The following is a 16,486-nucleotide window of genomic DNA, read 5'->3' as shown; positions in this document are numbered from 1 at the left end:
CCCATCAACTCCGCTTCTTGCCGCCTTCATAGACCGCCATGCCGGCGGCCGGATCGAGATCGGTCTCGGTCGCTTCCGTCAGCCGCGCCATCATCATGTAGAAGCCGAGCGCCACGATCGCCTCGACGATTTCCTGAGCGCTGAAATGCTTGCGAACACCCGCGAAAGCGGCATCGCCGACCCGCACCTTTTCGACCACCTCGCGGCCGAAGCCGAGCAGCGCGCGCTCGGCCGCGTTGAGCGCGGCATCGTCGTAGTGGCCGCGCTCGACCGCATCGATCTGCGCCTGGGTGACGCCGACGCCGAGCGCGATCGGCACATGCTGCCGCCATTCATGGGCGCCGCCCTCGAGCTGCGCGGCTTGCAGGATCAAGAGCTCTCGGTTGACCGCGGAGAGCTTCTGCTTGTGCAGGATCGAATTGCCGAGCCGCATCACGGGCAATGCATTGGCTTCGGCATGAGCCATCATGCGAAAGATATTGAGCTTGACCGGCATGCGGTCGAATGCGGCGCGGAGGTCTCCGCCGGTGGTCTCCGGATCAATCAGGGGCAGCCTTGCCACGCGTCTCTCCCTTGTTCTTCGTTGTTTGTCGTTCGTCGTGCTTCGTCCGGCTTGCCGGCGCGTCCACCTAATGCACCTTGTCCGGCCAATGTAGAGCTGAGTCCACCCCCCGCGAAAACGGGTGAGTCGGACACCGCGAGGTGAGTCTGATATCCAGGTAGGCCTGAGTCGAAAATGCTGATTCTCCGGACAAGGCTGAGTCGTCTCGCTGAGACCGCCTTCTGCACCCATATTCTACCTGCGTCTGAAGCGGTTTAGAGCAGCATCGTCGTCGATTTTCGAGATCCCGTGCAAGCGCGGGCACAAGCGCTCCGAATGCCGCTCCCGCCGATCCGCCAAGGATTGTTATCGCCTTGCCGTACAGAAATAGAGAAAGAACAGTTGCGGCAATACCCTGAAACGTGGCTTGGAAGAGAATGTCCGAAAGCGGAGCAGCGGGAACGCGAAAGCCGTTTACGGCGAGATACACCGGCAAGAATAGGACGGCCGAACCGACCGACACGATTGCCGCTCCGTGCAATGGAGCCAATCCAGACTGTCTTGGAGCAACCGTATAGCAGGCCCACTTTCCCGGACACTCAACCTTCCAGAAAGCGATTGGCAAGATGAAAACGCCGCGAAACTACGTCGTCGAGCCTCGGAGTGGCTGCTCCATCCGAGTTGCATGTGGCGAACATATCACCGTGACCGATCCAGACGGACAGCAGGTGGCCGACTTCTGGGCGATTACATCAAGTGAGCCCATGGACTGGATCAGCACTGGTCATACCCGGGACATCAATGAAAAGATGTTTCCAGATGTGGGAGATAGCTTCTACAGCAAGCAAAGCAAACCGCTGTTGACGCTGATTGAATCCGGCTCTCCCGGACCTCATGATATGCTCTTTCCACCCTGCGACGATGCGCTCTACGTCAGGGCCGGCCTCCACGGGCATCCCAATTGCCGGGACAATTTCTTGAAAGCATTGTCGCGCGCAGGTGTCACGCTGCCTACTGTTCCAGACCCCGTGAATCTTTTTCAGAACTCGCCCCCGCGGCCAGACGGACGATTGGAGGTACTCCCCTCTATCAACCCACCAGGCGGTTACGTTGTTCTTCGCGCCGAGGACGATCTGCTCATAGTTGTAACGGCTTGCTCAGTTGATTTTCATCCGACCAACGGCAGCAAATGCACATCGATAGAAGTCACCATCACCTAGCAAAGGGTGGCCTACCATGGGGATTTCATCCAGCGTTGATTGGAGTAGCAGCGTTCGCGGATCATCGTTGACATGGCCTATTGGGTCACTGAGCTTTCACTCAAATGATGAAGCGTATCAGGTTAGAATCCCAATCCTCGCTGTCGCCCAGGCTGCCACGACACCGATCCGCCCTGGATGATCTCCATGACCTCTTCGTTAGGGCTGCACTTGAAGCTCGCCTGGTCGAACAATGACCGGTGCTGCGATGCAAGTTCTACACCCCAAATCGCAACAGCCTTGCTGGGCCGCAAGCGTTCAACTGGGAAGAAGTTATGAGACCTGCAATCTCCGAAGACACCATATTGGCGGCTGTGACACGCGACTTTGGTCATGTGTCCGCAGTGCACCGCGTTTCGCCGGGTGAGGAGTCGCTGGCTTTCGGCATTCGTGTCGGTGGCGAGGAGTTCATCGTCCGCGCAAACCGGTCCCCGTCAGGATTCCATAAGGATGCATATTGCCATCAACAGTTCGGGTCAGCCGCTCTGCCGATCCCCGAAATAGTCTTGATAGGTGAGACAGAAGATCTGCCATACTGCATCTCAAGGCGCGCGGCAGGCGTAACGCTGCAGGACCTGGCGCCAGCAGCGTTGCCGGGCGTGACCGCGGCGGTGGCCCAAGCCATGCAGGCGATCGCCGATGCGCCACTTCCCGAGACGACAGGCTTCGGTCCGTTCGATTCCCGTGGTGTCGGTGAATACACGCACTGGAGGGATTTCTTGGCAGCCGTCGCCGATCCACATCGGTATGACTGGAGCCGCGTCAATGCGCTGGTGAGCTCGCGCTGGTGCGCCGAGCATATGAGCAAGTTACAAGACCTGTTGTCAGGATGCCCAGAAACACGAAGGCTGGTTCATGCGGATTTTGGGTCAAACAACGTCCTGACTGATGGCGTGACAATCACGGGCGTCATCGATTGGAGCGAGGCGATGTTCGGTGATCCTCTATATGACGTTGCGAACATCTTCTTTTGGCGTCCATGGCTTGCTTGCATGGAAGCGCAAGCGCGCTTCCTTGAGGACCATTGCCCCGACCTCTCCCACGATGCGCTCGCGCTGGGTTGCTACCAGTTGCGGATCGGCCTCGCGCAAGTCTATGAATGCGCCGTCGCGAAAGAAATTCCTGAGCTTTGCTGGGCCATGAAGCGCTGTGACGAGGTGGCAGCGAAGCTAAGGCCGCGCACTGCAAAGTAGCCTTCCCTTCGACTCAGCTTTGTCCAGAAGATGGACTCAACAAGAGTAAGCTCTCCGCCGATTCCTCGGCAAAATGGACTCCCTTCTAGCTTGGCCGGATACAGATGTAGCTTGGCCAGATGCACCTGACCGACCGAGCTCAAGCCGGCGGCGCGGCATTGCCCGAATTGCGGGGCTCAGCCATGCGGTTCCGCGCTTGAATCCGCCCCCACGGGCAGGCATAAGGGCTGCCATCTCCCTTAAAAAATGGCCATAGCCCAAGGATTTACGATGCCCGCCTATCGCTCCCGCACCACCACCCACGGCCGCAACATGGCGGGTGCACGCGGCCTCTGGCGCGCCACCGGCATGAAGAACGAGGATTTCGGCAAGCCGATCATCGCGGTGGTCAATTCCTTCACCCAGTTCGTGCCCGGCCATGTCCATTTGCAGAATCTCGGCCAGCTGGTGGCGCGCGAGATCGAGAAGGCCGGCGGCGTTGCCAAGGAGTTCAACACCATTGCGGTCGACGACGGCATCGCGATGGGCCATGACGGCATGCTCTACAGCCTGCCCTCGCGCGAGCTGATCGCCGACAGCGTCGAATACATGGTCAACGCGCATTGCGCCGACGCCATGGTCTGCATCTCCAACTGCGACAAGATCACGCCCGGCATGCTGATGGCGACGCTGCGCCTGAACATCCCGACCGTGTTCGTCTCGGGCGGCCCGATGGAGTCGGGCAAGATCCTGCTCAAGGGCAAGAAGCGCGCAGTCGACCTGATCGACGCCATGGTCGCGGCCGCCGATTCCAACGTCACGGATGAAGAGGTCGAGGCCATCGAGCGCTCGGCCTGCCCGACCTGCGGCTCCTGCTCCGGCATGTTCACCGCGAATTCGATGAACTGCCTGACCGAGGCGCTCGGCCTGGCGCTGCCCGGCAACGGCTCGGTGCTGGCGACCCATGCCGACCGCAAGAGCCTGTTCGTCGAGGCCGGCCATCTGATCGTCGATCTGGCCCGCCGCTATTACGAGCAGGACGACGCCAAGGTGCTGCCGCGCAACATCGCGAACTTCAAGTCGTTCGAGAACGCGATGACGCTCGACATCGCGATGGGCGGTTCGACCAACACCGTGCTGCATTTGCTCGCCGCGGCGCGCGAAGGCGAAGTGCCGTTCACGATGAACGACATCGACCGGCTTTCCCGAAAGGTGCCGGTGCTCTGCAAGGTCGCGCCCTCGGTGCAGGACGTCCACATGGAGGACGTGCATCACGCCGGCGGCATCATGGCGATCCTCGGCGAGCTCGACCGCGCCAAGCTGCTCACCACCGACGGCCCGACCGTGCACAGCACGACGCTGGACGACGCGCTGAACCGCTGGGACGTGATGCGGACATCAAGCGACAAGGTGCGCAACTTCTACTGCGCCGCACCGGGCAACGTGCCGACCCAGGAGGCTTTCAGCCAGAACAGCCGCTTCGATGAGGTCGACGCCGATCGCGAGAACGGCGTGATCCGCAACGCCGCGCATGCCTATTCCAAGGACGGCGGCCTCGCCGTGCTGTTCGGCAATCTTGCCGAGGACGGCTGCATCGTGAAGACCGCCGGCGTCGACCAGAGCATCCTGAAGTTCTCAGGCCCGGCGCGCATTTTCGAGAGCCAGGACGCGGCGGTCGAGGGCATCCTCACCAACAAGGTGAAGGCCGGCGACGTGGTGCTGATCCGCTATGAGGGTCCGCGCGGTGGTCCGGGCATGCAGGAGATGCTGTATCCGACCAGCTATCTGAAGTCGAAGGGGCTCGGAAAGGCCTGCGCGCTGATCACCGATGGCCGCTTCTCCGGCGGATCGTCGGGCCTGTCGATCGGCCACGTCTCGCCTGAAGCCGCCGAAGGCGGCCTGATTGGTCTCGCCGAGGAAGGCGACATCGTCGAGTTCGACATCCCGAACCGCAAGGTCCACCTCGCGGTCGACGATGCCGAGCTCAAGCGTCGCCGTGCGGCGATGGACGCCAAGGGCAACGCCGCGTGGAAGCCGGCGGCACCGCGCAAGCGCGCCGTCTCCACCGCGCTGAAGGCCTACGCGGCATTCGCGAGCAGCGCCGCCAAGGGCGCGGTGCGCATCCTGCCGGAGTGATCGCGGCGCCCGCAGCTTCCCTGACCTCTCCCCAGCGGGGAGAGGTGATTCCCGCAGGCCACACACGAAACCCGTCTGATCAGCTCACGTGCAAGTCGGCCGCATCGATCCGGATGCGGTCGGCATGCAGCGAGCAGTCGCACAGCGATTGCTCCTGGCAGAATTTGACTTTGGCCATTTCGGTGGCCTGACCTTCGCTCACGGCGTCGATCTCGAGCGCGCCCTGGCAGACCTCGCGCTGGCGGCCATTGCCGCCGAGCACGTCCTTCATGAAGTGAACGACGAAGCGTGACATGGAAACCCTCCCTGCTGCACCGGCAGAGCCCGGGGATCACACGCTAGCACCGACACGAGGTGGGACTGAGTTAATTCGACGCACATAGCGTCGCAGCGGGGGAAAACTAGGCGCCGGCCTGCGGCAGGCTGGCGGCGGCAATCGCGACGATCTGCGCAAGACGACGGCCGATCCTGGCGGGCGCGTTGCGGAGCAATGACTGGACCTGTCGCATGATACGTCTTCCTTCCGTGCCCGAATTGGTCGGGCACACCGGGAAGATGGCGATTTCCGGCTAAGCCGTCGATATCTCAAGGGAAATAACAACGACCGCGCTGCCGGACGGGGCTTTGGCAGTGGGTTTATTGCCCCAATCGAGGCGTTGGCGAAGGAGATTTTCTCCGCTGCTTTTGGGCGCAGCAGCGCGTGCGCACGATGGCCTCCCGCAGCGGCATCCTCGTTCGCAACCCGGCCCACCTAACGATTTAGGAATATTGGAAATGTACCCCTGAGTTGCCCGACCCGCCAAGGTGCCTGACCGAACGCGACAGCCGCCACCATGCTTTGCATGGGGTTGTTTTCGACATTTTGGCCGGGCGCAGCTACGGCCCACCTCTCTGGTGAGGGATGCACCATGGCATGGTTCCCTCCCCCCTTGCGGGGGAGGGCTAGGGAGAGGGGTACCACACGGGTGCTCTCTCACTCCGGGCTTGAACGTCACGGGGTGCGAATTGCGACAGCCGTGGCTTCATCAATGATCTCGCCCAGGGCCACCCCTCTCCCCACCCTCTCCCGCAAGGGGAGAGGGAGCCTGACAAGTGTGCTCACCTGACAAAGGCGAGACCGACTACCGCGCCCTATCCCGGCATGAACCCGAACGCCTGCTCGAACCGCTTGGCATACACCGGCCAGACCTCGGGATTGATGATGCGCGGCGGGCGCTTGCCGTCGAGCGCGTCGAGGATCTGTTCGGCGGCGATCCGGCCCATGTTGATGCGCGCCTCGCGGGTGACGCCGGCGGTGTGCGGGCTCGCCAGCACGTTGTCGAACTGAAGCAGCGGATGATCCGGCGGCGGCGGTTCCTTGGCCCAGACGTCGAGGCCGGCACCGGCGATGCGCTTGTCCCTCAGTGCCTCTTCCAAAGCCTTCTCGTCATGGATGAAGCCGCGCGCCGTCGTGACGAAGTACGCATGAGGCTGCATCAGCGCGAATTCACGCGCGCCGATCATGCCCCGGCTCTTGCCGTCCAGCGGACAGGAGATCGAGACGAAGTCGGCGCGACGCAAGAGATCGTCGAGCTCGACCTTCTCGCCGCCCCGCTTCGCCATCTCGTCGGCCGTCAGATACGGATCGTAGGCGATCACCTTCATGTGCAGGAGGCCCTTGCACAGCTCGGCGATGCGGCGGCCGACATTGCCGAGACCGACGATGCCGACCGTCTTCTCCTTCAGCTCGTTGCCGATCAGGTCGTTGCGGTTGACATTGGCCTCGCGCCGCAGCCGGCGGTCGGACTGGATGATCCGCTTCGACAGCGTCAGCATCATGCCGAGCGCGTGCTCGGCGACCGAGTTGGCGTTGCCGCCGGACTGGTTGACGACCAGCACGCCCGCCGCAGTGCAGGCCTCGACGTCGACGGGATCGAAGCCGGCGCCGTTCGAGGAGACGATCAACAGGTTCGGCGCCCGCTTCAGCAGCTCGGCATGGGCATGGAAGTGCGGCGCCAGCTCATCGCGTGCCGCACCGATCTGATAGGCATGCGCGTCAGCCAGGACGGGCGCGAATTGCGCCTCCGGCGTCTCGTTCTCCAGGCGATCGAGCCGGACATCCGGCCGCTTCTTCAGGGTATCGGCATAGATCTCGTGGGCGAGGTATTTGACGTAGAACACGCGCTTGTTGTTGACGGTCATGTCTTCGAGCAACTCTCAGTTTGGGAAGCCATAGAGTCTTGCGGGATTGTCGACGAGGATGCGGTGACGGGTCGCGGCATCCGGCGTCCATTCGTGAAACAAGTCGAGCAGATGGCCAGCATCGGGCATTTCGCCCTCGACCCGCGGATGCGGCCAGTCGCCGCCCCACACCAGCCTTTCGGGGTTCGCCGACACCAGTGCCTCATGGAACGGCCGCGCGTCGGGATAGTCGGGCGCCTGAAGGCTGAGGCGATGCGCACCCGAGAGCTTGGCCCAACACCAGCCCTCACCGACCGCGCGCAGCAGACTCTGAAAGCCCGCGGTGTCGACGCCGGCGCGCGCATCGGTGCGGCCCATGTAATCGACCACGACCGGCAGGCCCAATGCCTTCAGCACCGGGATCGTGTCGGGCAAGTCCTTGACGTCGATCCAGAGTTGCAGGTGCCAGCCGAGCTCGGCCATCACCGGCGCATGGGTCTCGGCAACGCCGAGCGGAATGCCGCCGCGATAGTGCAACTGGCCGCCGCGGAAGAAGTGGTTGAAGCGCAATGCGCGTATGCCAAGCACGTGCCATTGCCGCAACGTGCCCGCCGCGACGTCAGCATCGGCCACCGCGACGCCGCGCAGCCGCGCAGGCTCGCGCTGCAAGGCATCCAGCATCGCCGAATTGTCGCGGCCATGCGCGCTGCCCTGCACCAGCACACCACGGGCAAAGCCGAGCGCGTCGAGCATGCCGAGATAGCTCGCAAGCGGCGCGTCAGGCGGCGTGTAGCTGCGATCGCCGGCATAGGGGAAGCGGTCGGCCGGCCCGAACACATGCGCATGGGTGTCGCAGGCTTTCACCGGCAGCTTCTCGCGCGGCGGCGTCACCGGACGCGGCGGCAGGCAGGCAGGGATCTCTGACGCGGCCATCTGCTATTCCGCCTTCATGCCGGCGGCCTTGATGATCGGCCCCCATTTGTCGTAGTCGGCCTTGATCTTGGCCGCGAACTGGTCGGGCGTCGAGCCGATCGAGATCGCACCGAGCTTGCCGAGCCGCTCCTTCACATCATCGGTATTCACCGCCGCGACGAAATCGCGCGAGATCTTCGCCACCAGATCGGGTGGCATGTTGCCGGGTCCGAGCAGGCCCCACCACACCTCGGTGTCGTAACCCGGCACGGTCTCCGACATGCTCGGCACGTCAGGCAGGAGCGGCGCGCGCGACGCCGTCGTCACCGCCAGCGCGCGGACCGTGCCGGCCTGCAACTGCCCGACCGATTCCGGTCCGTTGTTGAACGACATCGGAATCTGCCCGCCGAGCAGGTCGTTGATCGCCGGCGCGCCGCCTTTGTAGGGGATCGCCCTGAGATCGATCTTCGCGAGACTATTGAGCAACTCGCCGGCCAGATGGGTCGAGGTGCCGTTGCCGGCATGGGCGAACGACAGGCTGCCCGGCTTGGCCTTCGCCGCCGCGATGACGTCGCCGACCGACTTGAACGGGGAGTCCGCGCGGACCAGCAGCACGTTCGGCGACGATGCCAACAGCGAGATCGGCGAGAAATCCTTGAACGTGTCGTAGGGCAGCTTCGGATAGAGGAACGGATTGGTGGCGTGGCCGCTCGCCACCATGATCAGATTGTAGCCGTCGGGCGCCGAGGTCGCGATCGCCTGCGAGGCGATGACCCCGCCGGCGCCGGGCCGGTTCTCGACCACGATCGATTGCGTCCAGGATTTCGACACGGTTTCGGCCAACGTGCGTGTCAGCACGTCGACGCCGCCGCCGGGTGGATAGGGAACGAGGATATGAACGGCCTTGGCCGGATACGGCTGAGCCGACGCGAAGCCGGCCGCAAGCATGGCCGCTGCTGCAATGGCGGTCCGCCAGGCCCATCCGGCCATCGACGCCTCCCGTCCCTTGATCGTTCCGTTCCTTTGCCGTTTTTATCGCACGCCGGTCTGGCGTCGCGATGGCTGAATTCCGCAGATCGCGTTGCGACCACGGCATGTTGACAATCACATGGTCAGCGTCAAGTTTCGAGCCGAAAGCGAACATCAGCGTCGCGCGAGCAGGGAGAACAGGATGGCGGCCGCGGAACAAGCCTCGTCCCAGACATCGGGGACGACCTGGCACGACATCGTGCTGCAGACGCTGAAGCGGAACGAGATCAGGCTGGTGCCCTATGTGCCCGACCGGGTGCTGACCACCCTGATCAAGAACCTGGACGCCGACCCGTATTTCACGACATTTCCGACCGCACGCGAGGAAGAGGCCGTCGGCATCGTCTCCGGCGCCTGGATGGCCGGCACGCGCGGCGCGGTGCTGATGCAGACCTCGGGCTTTGCCACGCTCGCCAACGTGCTGGCCTCGCTCGCAGTACCCTACCAGATCCCGCTGATCATGTTCGTCTCCGAGCGCGGCACGCTCGGTGAGTTCAATTACGGCCAGGCGCTGGTCTGCCGCACCATGCGCCCGGTGCTGGATTCGCTGGCGATGGAGCACCACACCGTCACCCGGCTCGACGAGCTCGAATTCATCGCCGACCGTTCGATCAAGCAGGCGATCACCACCCAGGCGCCGGTGGCGCTGATCCTCTCGCCGCTGTTGACCGGCGGCAAGACCTTCGACAAGTGAGATCAGCCATGACCAGCACGCCCGCGCGCAACACCAAGGTGATGAACCGCTTCGATCTGACGCAGCGCCTCGTCACAAAGCTAAAGGACGAGGCCGTGATCGGCGGCATCGGCAACACCAACTTTGATCTTTGGGCCGCCGGCCACCGGCCTGAGAATTTCTACATGCTGGGCAGCATGGGACTTGCGTTTCCGATCGCGCTCGGCGTTGCGCTGGCGCAACCGAAGCGACGGGTGTTCGCGCTGGAAGGCGACGGCTCGCTGCTGATGCAGCTCGGCTGCCTCTCGACCATCGCGACGCTGGCGCCGAACAACCTCACCATGGTGGTGATGGACAACGGCATCTACCAGATCACCGGCAGCCAGCCGACCCCGGCGGCGAGCCATACCGATATCGTCGCAATCGCACTCGCCAGCGGCCTCGCCAACAGTTCCTGGGCCGCCGATGAGGACGATTTCGACCGATTGATCGAGCAGTCGAAATCGGCTCCCGGCCCCACGCTGATCGGCGTCCGCATCGACGACAAGCCGGGCACCGGCACGACGAGGCGCGACCCCGTGCAGATCCGCGAGCGCTTCATGCATGGGATGGGAGTGCGGCAGCTGCTGTAGGAAAACTGCCTAAGTACCGTCATTGCGAGCGGAGCGAAGCAATCCATCTTTCCGCACATGTGGAGAGATGGATTGCTTCGTCGCTACGCTCCTCGCAATGACGACGAGCACTCAATTCATCCGCAGTTCGGTGATATGCCGTGGGTCCGGCTTCAGCTCGCCGCGCTCGACGCGCTTGACGATGTCGGTCAGTGCGGCGTTGGCGTTGCAGGCAAGGCCCAGCTTCTCGCCCTCGCGGACCACGAAGCCGTTGAGGAATTCGATCTCGGTGCGGCGGCCCTTCTGCATGTCCTGGCCCATCGAGGGGCGCTGCGCCGACGAGGTGCGCTTACTGTCCTTGAAGCGCTGCTCGTCGCAGGCGCGGATCGCGGTTTCGTCGCCCTCGCCGGCACGGGCGATGGTCTCGGGCAGCAGGTGCAGGATCTCCTCGAGCTGATAGCCCTGCGCCTGGCCGACGCGGATCGCCTCGCTGCCGAGCCGGGTCGAGAAGCGGCGCAGCGGCTCGCTTTGCAGCACCTCGCTGCCCGGCAGGCCGGTGCACGCCGACAGCCCGTTGCCCATCACATTGGCGACCAGCTTGGACCAGCGCTCGCCCCAGAGATTGGAAGTGACCTTGGCGCTATCGGAATGGCCGACCAACCGGCACACCTCCTCCGCCCGTGACGTGATGCGGCCATGCACCTCGCCGGCGCGAAACACGGTGCGCCGCCCCGCCCTTGCCGGCACCGCGGTGGATGTGGCCCGGCTCCGGCAGATTGACGGTGATGCTGCTCGCGATGCAGCCGAGCGTCTTGCCCCAGCCGACGACGCCGGCGATGGTCTCCTCGTTCATGCAGTTCTGCAACGACACGACGTAACCGTCCGCGGCCAGATATTGCCGGATCAGCATGGCGGCCCAGGCGGTGTCGTAGGATTTCATGCAGACGAAGGCGATGTCGACCGGTTTCTCCTTGGCGAGTTGCTGCGCGTCGGTGACGTGCAGCGCGCGGACCGGGACCGAGAACTCGGCGACATCCATCGCGTGGGTGACGCGCAGTCCGTGCTTGCGCATGTGCGCGACATGCTCGGGCCACGGATCGATGAAGGTGACGTCTTCACCCGCCTGCACCATATGCGCCCCGGCGTAGCCGCCGACAGCTCCAGCTCCGACGATCGCGATCTTGCGGCCCATGTTTCCGTCCCCTGCTTTCACGCGAACACGCGTTGCGTCCGCTTGTTGCGGTGCAGTCTAGGGGATCGGGCGGTCAGGCCAACGGGCCGCTTCATGAAAAAAGCGGGCCCGTGCCATGCGGTATTCATGGGATCAAGCAAAGCCCCGCGGGCGATGTGCCCGCGAGGATGTCAACGATCTGGAATGCCGCACGATCAGTCGATGATCTTGACGATCCGGTGGGTGCGCGCGTCGACGATCACGCGGCGATCATTGACGACCGCGTAGCGATATTCAGTGTAGCGCGGCACCGGACGCAGCACCACGGTGTCGGGCAGCGGCTCGCCGACCACGACGCGTTCGCGCACCACCACCGACGGCTCGTCGCGTGGAATCGAGGTGATCACCGCGTTCGGAATCTCGAGGCCGGCGCCGACCGCGGCACCCACCGTGCCACCGACGATCTCGCCAACGGGACCCGCGATTTCGCCGCCGGCCCGCGCGCCGTTCGCGGCGCCCGCAGCGGTCGTGGATTGCGCGAAGGCCGAACCGGACGCGAGCAGCGACGCGGCAGCGACAAGGGAAACTGCAAAACGCTTGTTCATCATCATTCTCCTCCTCCGAGTTGATCGACGCATCTCAACATCGGAGCGAATGAGACGTTCCAGTTCCCGCACGACGACTTGCCCGCACATTCCAGTTCCGCAGCAACTGGCTGTGATTCCGGAGCAAATGAGAATGCCGCTTCGAGCAGGTCGCAAGCGGCATTCATCATTGGTTCAGGTCCAGAGGCGATTCAGAGCGGTCCGCAGCGCGTGCTGTTCCCTCCGACGGCTTCTGTTCGGCGCGCCGCCTTGGCGCTCGCCGTCTCGGCGCCGGTGCAGCCGCCGGCTTGATCCGGATCCGCATCGAGCCGCCTTTGGGGTGATCGATCTCGAAGGCGTTTGTCCTGCGCACCAGTTCGCCGAGCGTGCGGAAGCCGTAGGTCCTCTGATCGAAGTCGGGTGCGACATTGGTAATCTGGCGTCCGACTTCGCCAAGCGTCACCCAGCCGTCTTCGCTGGCGATCTGGCCGAGCACCTTCTTGATGATCGGCGTGGCGGCTTCGGGCGGTTGCAGCGGCTGGGCACGTGCGGCGGTATCCTGACTGCTCGCAGCGCCGCCGCGCAAGATCTCGGTATAGACGAACCTGCGGCAGGCCTGCCGAAAACTCTCCGGCGTCTTCTGCTCGCCGAACCCGAACACGTCGATGCCGTGCTCGCGGATGCGGGCGGCAAGCCGGGTGAAATCGCTGTCCGACGACACCAGGCAGAAGCCGTCGAACCGGCCGCTATGCAGCAGGTCCATGGCGTCGATGACCAGGGTGATGTCGGACGCATTCTTCCCGGTCGTATAGGCGAATTGCTGCTGGGGATGATGGCGTGCTTGGACAGCACGTCGGCCCAGCCCTTGGATCGTGGATTGGAGAAGTCGCCGTAGATGCGGCGCACGCTGGCCTCGCCGATCTTGGCGATCTCCTCGAACAGCCCATCGGCAATTCTTGCGGATGCGTTGTCGGCGTCGATCAGGACGGCGAGACGGGGCGAACGGAGTTCCGACGGCATGGCGTTTCTCGAGCTCGGGTACGATGGATGATTTCGCGGCCGGCTCCCGAGCCGGCGCAGCGGTCGCATCGGAGCACATCACGCGTCCCAAGCATAGGCTCAGCGGCCGTCGTCCGGAGATTCGCGGCGACGGCAACCGGAGACGGGGCGGATCAGATCACCTCACCCAGGTCGATCGCCCGTCGGGCGAACTCGATCGCCTTCTCGGCGGTGATCGCATCGGCCGTCGTCGTGGCCTCGTCGCGGACCGACGGCGGAGAGGCGATCCGGATCTTCTTGCCGTTCGCACGGCGGATGGTCGCGCGCCAGCGATCGACGTCGCGTCGGTAGGCATCGATGACGAAGTCGCGATAGGCGACGCCGCTCATCAGCGGCTGGATCGAGACCGATTCGACCGCGTGCGGCCGGCTTGCGATCTCGCGCACCATCTCGACGATCGTCTCGACGGCATGCTCACGCGCGACGCCGGTCGCGTCCCTGAGCAGATAGCCCACCGCCGCGCCGATCTGCGCCCGGGCACGATCATCGGTTGCGAAATCCAGATCCATCTGAGCTGACATGTCGGGTAAGCGCCTCCTCCGGACGCAACATGCGAGGCCCTCCAGGCATCGAGCACGTTGCAGCCCGAGCAGATCTAGTCGGTTCCGCCTTAAAGCCGGCTTATCCGATAAGCCCCGATTTCTCCAATGCCGTTAACCGGATTTCGATGCTGCTTGGATGGCGGTCCGCAGCGCCATCGTGCGGCCTGATCGAGACCGGCTCGGATGACGGCCGGCGCGCGCCGCGCGTCGATTTGCCCCTGCCGGCAAAGTCCAATTCCCGCCGCCAGCTACCTTCCCACACCTGACAACCAATTGACATATCACTGCCATCTATGTGACATCTTACGAAAGGGCCGCCAAGAGCCCGCCAACGTCCACCTGGGGAGGACAGCATGACCGTTTCCGACGTCACCGCAGCAGCTGGTAGCCGGGCTCCGGCCGCCGTCGCGCGAACCGCGCAGGCGCAGCAGGTCGCCGATATCGCGGCACGGCTCGAACGCCTGCCGCTGACCTCCTATCAGCGCTGGATCTTCGGGATCATCGCGACGGCGTGGTTCTTCGACAGCATGGACCTCGCCGCGCTGACCTTCGTGCTCGGCTCGATCCGTCAGACCTTTGGCCTCTCGACCGCGGAAGCAGGCCTGTTGTCCAGCATGAGCTTCCTCGGCATGTTCGCCGGCGCCGCTTCCGCCGGCATGCTGGCCGACCGCTTCGGCCGCGCCCGCGTCTTCCAGGTCAGCATGATCTTCTGGGGATTGGGCAGCCTGTGCTGCGGCCTCTCCACGACGGCGACCGCGCTCGGCGCCTCCCGCCTGCTGCTCGGCTTCGGAATGGGCATGGAGTTTCCGGTCGCGCAATCGATGGTCTCGGAAATCATGCCGGCCCGCAACCGCGGCCGCTATATCGCGTTCCTCGAGGGGTTCTGGCCGCTCGGCTTCATCGCCTCGGGCCTGTTGACCTATTTCGTGCTGCAAGTCGCCGACTGGCGCTGGGTCTTCATCCTTCAGGCGATCCCGGCCGTCTTCGTGCTCGTGGTGCGCCGCTACGTTCCGGAATCGCCGCGCTGGCTCGCGTCGCACGGCCATTCGGACCGGGCCGAGTCGACGGTACGCGACATCGAGAGCAAGGTCCGCGACCGTCTCGGCGGCGGGGAACTGCCGCCGGTCGTGCGCCAGGCGGCCGCGCCCGCGCCCGAGGTCACCGGCCTGAGGACGCTGTTTTCAGGCATCTACGCCAAGCGGACCACGATGCTGTGGACCTTGTGGTTCTTTGCCCTGCTCGGCTTCTACGGCCTGACCACGTGGCTCGGAGCACTGCTCCAGGCCAAGGGATTCCCGATCACCAAATCGGTGTTCTACACCATCATGATCTCGCTCGCGGGCATCCCCGGCTTCCTGGTTTCGGCCTGGCTCGTGGAATCCTGGGGACGAAAGGCGACGCTGGTGATGAACCTGCTGTGCGGCGCGATCGCCTGCCACTTCTACGGCTCGGCGGCGGACCAGACCCAACTCATCATCGCCGGCCTGTGCATGCAGTTCTTCCTGTTCGGGATGTGGTCGGCGCTCTACGCCTACACGCCTGAACTGTACCCGACCCATGTCCGTGCCACCGGAACGGGTTTTGCGTCCGCGGTCGGCCGAATCGGTTCGCTGATCGGCCCCTACGTGATCGGCGTGATTCTCCCGGCGGCGGGACAAAGTGGCGTTTTCGCGCTCGGTGCCGGCGCATTCGTGATCGCGGCCCTCGCTGTGCTGCTGCTTGGCGAGGAAACCCGCGGCCGGACGCTGGAAAGCATCTCGCACTGACGGGTGCTGCTCGCTGCGCACCGAATCGGTGCGCCGCGGACCGAGCGGCCTTGTCAGTGCCGTCAGGCGTGTGAGATATCTGCTGGATCGTAGCACTCATGATCTCGATGGCAGATTCGAACAAACGATCCAGCACGGCGCGCGCGCGCGCAGCAGGTAGTCGCCGGCCGGCGCGGTCATCGTCGGCTACCGGTGACAAGTCACGCGCTGCGGCGCAAGCCCGGCTCCCGCAAAGCGACGTCACGCTGACCGATCGTGCCTATGCCGAGCTGGAAGAGCTGATCGTGACGCTGCAACTGCCGCCCGGCACCGCGCTCTCCGAGCTGGTGCTCGCCAAGCGGCTCGACATCGGCCGCACTCCGATCCGTGAGGCCTTGCAGCGCCTGTCGCGCGATGGCCTGGTCAACATCCTCGCCCGCCGCGGCGTGCTGGTGTCGGAGATCGACCTGCGCGCGCAGCTTCGCCTGCTCGAAGTGCGGCGCGAGCTGGAACGGCTGATGGCACGCGGCGCGGCCGAGCGCGCCACCAGCGAGCAGCGCGCCCAGTTCGCCGAGATCGCCACCGGCATGCGGCGCGCGGCGGAGAAATCCGACGATCTCCTGTTCATGCGGCTGGACCACCAGTTCAATACGCTGGTCTCCGCGGCGTCACGCAACGAGTTCGCCTCCCGCGCCATGGGCCTGATGCACGGCCTGTCGCGCCGGTTCTGGTACCAGCATTACAAGGAAGCCGCCGACCTGCCGCTCGCGGCGCGGCTGCATGCCGACGTCGCCGAGGCCATCGCCGAGCGGCGCGTCGACGCTGCGGGGGCGGCGTCCGACAGCCTGATCGACTACATCGAGAGCTTTGCGCGCTCGACGCTGTGAAAGCT

Annotated in this window: 17 protein-coding genes and 1 pseudogene; 7 read left to right on the top strand and 11 right to left on the bottom strand. The window is 64.4% G+C overall.

The window, feature by feature from the left end; all coding sequences use genetic code 11:
• Window positions 1-4: 4 nt before the first annotated feature.
• A complete protein-coding gene (locus CWS35_RS19335) occupies window positions 5-562 on the bottom strand; it encodes a carboxymuconolactone decarboxylase family protein (protein ID WP_100953170.1) in 558 nt (185 codons plus the stop codon).
• A gap of 605 nt (window positions 563-1,167) precedes the next feature.
• Here CWS35_RS19335 and CWS35_RS19330 point away from each other — a divergent pair.
• The 3 genes from CWS35_RS19330 (at window position 1,168) to ilvD (ending at window position 5,108) form a co-directional block, all read left to right on the top strand.
• Window positions 1,168-1,761 carry a DUF1989 domain-containing protein gene (locus CWS35_RS19330; protein ID WP_100953168.1) on the top strand — a complete coding sequence of 198 codons (594 nt, stop codon included), beginning with the start codon at window positions 1,168-1,170 and terminating at the stop codon, window positions 1,759-1,761.
• Window positions 1,762-2,075: 314 nt separating this feature from the next.
• On the top strand, window positions 2,076-2,993 hold the full coding sequence (locus CWS35_RS19325; protein ID WP_100953166.1) for a phosphotransferase family protein: 918 nt from the start codon (window positions 2,076-2,078) through the stop codon (window positions 2,991-2,993).
• A gap of 270 nt (window positions 2,994-3,263) precedes the next feature.
• Window positions 3,264-5,108: a dihydroxy-acid dehydratase gene (ilvD, locus tag CWS35_RS19320; protein ID WP_024579654.1), complete on the top strand. Its 1,845-nt coding sequence runs from the start codon at window positions 3,264-3,266 to the stop codon at window positions 5,106-5,108.
• 79 nt (window positions 5,109-5,187) lie between these two features.
• On the opposite strand, the gene CWS35_RS19315 is transcribed toward ilvD, so the two are convergent.
• The 4 genes from CWS35_RS19315 to CWS35_RS19300 all read right to left on the bottom strand — a co-directional run bounded on the left by CWS35_RS19315 (window position 5,188) and on the right by CWS35_RS19300 (window position 9,170).
• Entirely contained in the window at window positions 5,188-5,403 is a 216-nt protein-coding gene (locus tag CWS35_RS19315; RefSeq protein WP_100953164.1) for a hypothetical protein, read from the bottom strand.
• An 836-nt stretch (window positions 5,404-6,239) separates the two neighbouring features.
• Window positions 6,240-7,289: a hydroxyacid dehydrogenase gene (locus tag CWS35_RS19310; protein ID WP_100956508.1), complete on the bottom strand. Its 1,050-nt coding sequence runs from the start codon at window positions 7,287-7,289 to the stop codon at window positions 6,240-6,242.
• Window positions 7,290-7,304: 15 nt separating this feature from the next.
• Window positions 7,305-8,201 carry an amidohydrolase gene (locus tag CWS35_RS19305; RefSeq protein ID WP_100953162.1) on the bottom strand — a complete coding sequence of 299 codons (897 nt, stop codon included), beginning with the start codon at window positions 8,199-8,201 and terminating at the stop codon, window positions 7,305-7,307.
• A gap of 3 nt (window positions 8,202-8,204) precedes the next feature.
• The gene (locus CWS35_RS19300; protein ID WP_100953160.1) at window positions 8,205-9,170 is read right to left on the bottom strand and encodes a tripartite tricarboxylate transporter substrate binding protein; all 966 of its coding nucleotides are present in this window, start codon (window positions 9,168-9,170) and stop codon (window positions 8,205-8,207) included.
• Window positions 9,171-9,351: 181 nt separating this feature from the next.
• Here CWS35_RS19300 and CWS35_RS19295 point away from each other — a divergent pair, with 181 nt between their 5' ends.
• A complete protein-coding gene (locus CWS35_RS19295) occupies window positions 9,352-9,903 on the top strand; it encodes a thiamine pyrophosphate-binding protein (protein ID WP_100956506.1) in 552 nt (183 codons plus the stop codon).
• An 8-nt stretch (window positions 9,904-9,911) separates the two neighbouring features.
• A complete protein-coding gene (locus tag CWS35_RS19290; protein WP_100953158.1) occupies window positions 9,912-10,514 on the top strand; it encodes a thiamine pyrophosphate-dependent enzyme in 603 nt (200 codons plus the stop codon).
• A 111-nt stretch (window positions 10,515-10,625) separates the two neighbouring features.
• Here the strand turns inward: CWS35_RS19290 and CWS35_RS19285 are convergent, their stop codons facing one another.
• The 6 genes and pseudogenes from CWS35_RS19285 to CWS35_RS19265 form a co-directional block, all read right to left on the bottom strand.
• A complete protein-coding gene (locus CWS35_RS19285) occupies window positions 10,626-11,153 on the bottom strand; it encodes a ketopantoate reductase family protein (RefSeq protein WP_100953156.1) in 528 nt (175 codons plus the stop codon).
• Window positions 11,134-11,685 carry a ketopantoate reductase family protein gene (locus CWS35_RS19280; RefSeq protein ID WP_100953154.1) on the bottom strand — a complete coding sequence of 184 codons (552 nt, stop codon included), beginning with the start codon at window positions 11,683-11,685 and terminating at the stop codon, window positions 11,134-11,136. Before CWS35_RS19280 ends, CWS35_RS19285 begins: the two co-directional genes overlap by 20 nt.
• Before the next feature lie 194 nt (window positions 11,686-11,879).
• Window positions 11,880-12,269, bottom strand: a complete 390-nt coding sequence (locus CWS35_RS19275) for a DUF1236 domain-containing protein (protein WP_024579647.1) — start codon at window positions 12,267-12,269, stop codon at window positions 11,880-11,882.
• A 166-nt stretch (window positions 12,270-12,435) separates the two neighbouring features.
• Entirely contained in the window at window positions 12,436-12,711 is a 276-nt protein-coding gene (locus CWS35_RS40660) for an OST-HTH/LOTUS domain-containing protein (RefSeq protein ID WP_371682875.1), read from the bottom strand.
• Between the two features lie 192 nt (window positions 12,712-12,903).
• A pseudogene (locus tag CWS35_RS40655) lies at window positions 12,904-13,268 on the bottom strand (NYN domain-containing protein); the annotation flags it as partial.
• Between the two features lie 152 nt (window positions 13,269-13,420).
• Window positions 13,421-13,828: a hypothetical protein gene (locus CWS35_RS19265; RefSeq protein WP_024579645.1), complete on the bottom strand. Its 408-nt coding sequence runs from the start codon at window positions 13,826-13,828 to the stop codon at window positions 13,421-13,423.
• 374 nt (window positions 13,829-14,202) lie between these two features.
• Here CWS35_RS19265 and CWS35_RS19260 point away from each other — a divergent pair, with 374 nt between their 5' ends.
• Both CWS35_RS19260 and CWS35_RS19255 read left to right on the top strand, forming a co-directional pair.
• Entirely contained in the window at window positions 14,203-15,615 is a 1,413-nt protein-coding gene (locus tag CWS35_RS19260) for an MFS transporter (protein WP_024579644.1), read from the top strand.
• Between the two features lie 107 nt (window positions 15,616-15,722).
• Entirely contained in the window at window positions 15,723-16,481 is a 759-nt protein-coding gene (locus CWS35_RS19255; protein ID WP_024579643.1) for a GntR family transcriptional regulator, read from the top strand.
• Window positions 16,482-16,486 lie beyond the last annotated feature (5 nt).

The sequence above is a fragment of the Bradyrhizobium sp. SK17 genome (assembly GCF_002831585.1).
Classification (GTDB): domain Bacteria; phylum Pseudomonadota; class Alphaproteobacteria; order Rhizobiales; family Xanthobacteraceae; genus Bradyrhizobium.
Note: the sequence above shows the minus strand (reverse complement) of the source record. Positions and strands in the feature narration are given on the sequence as shown.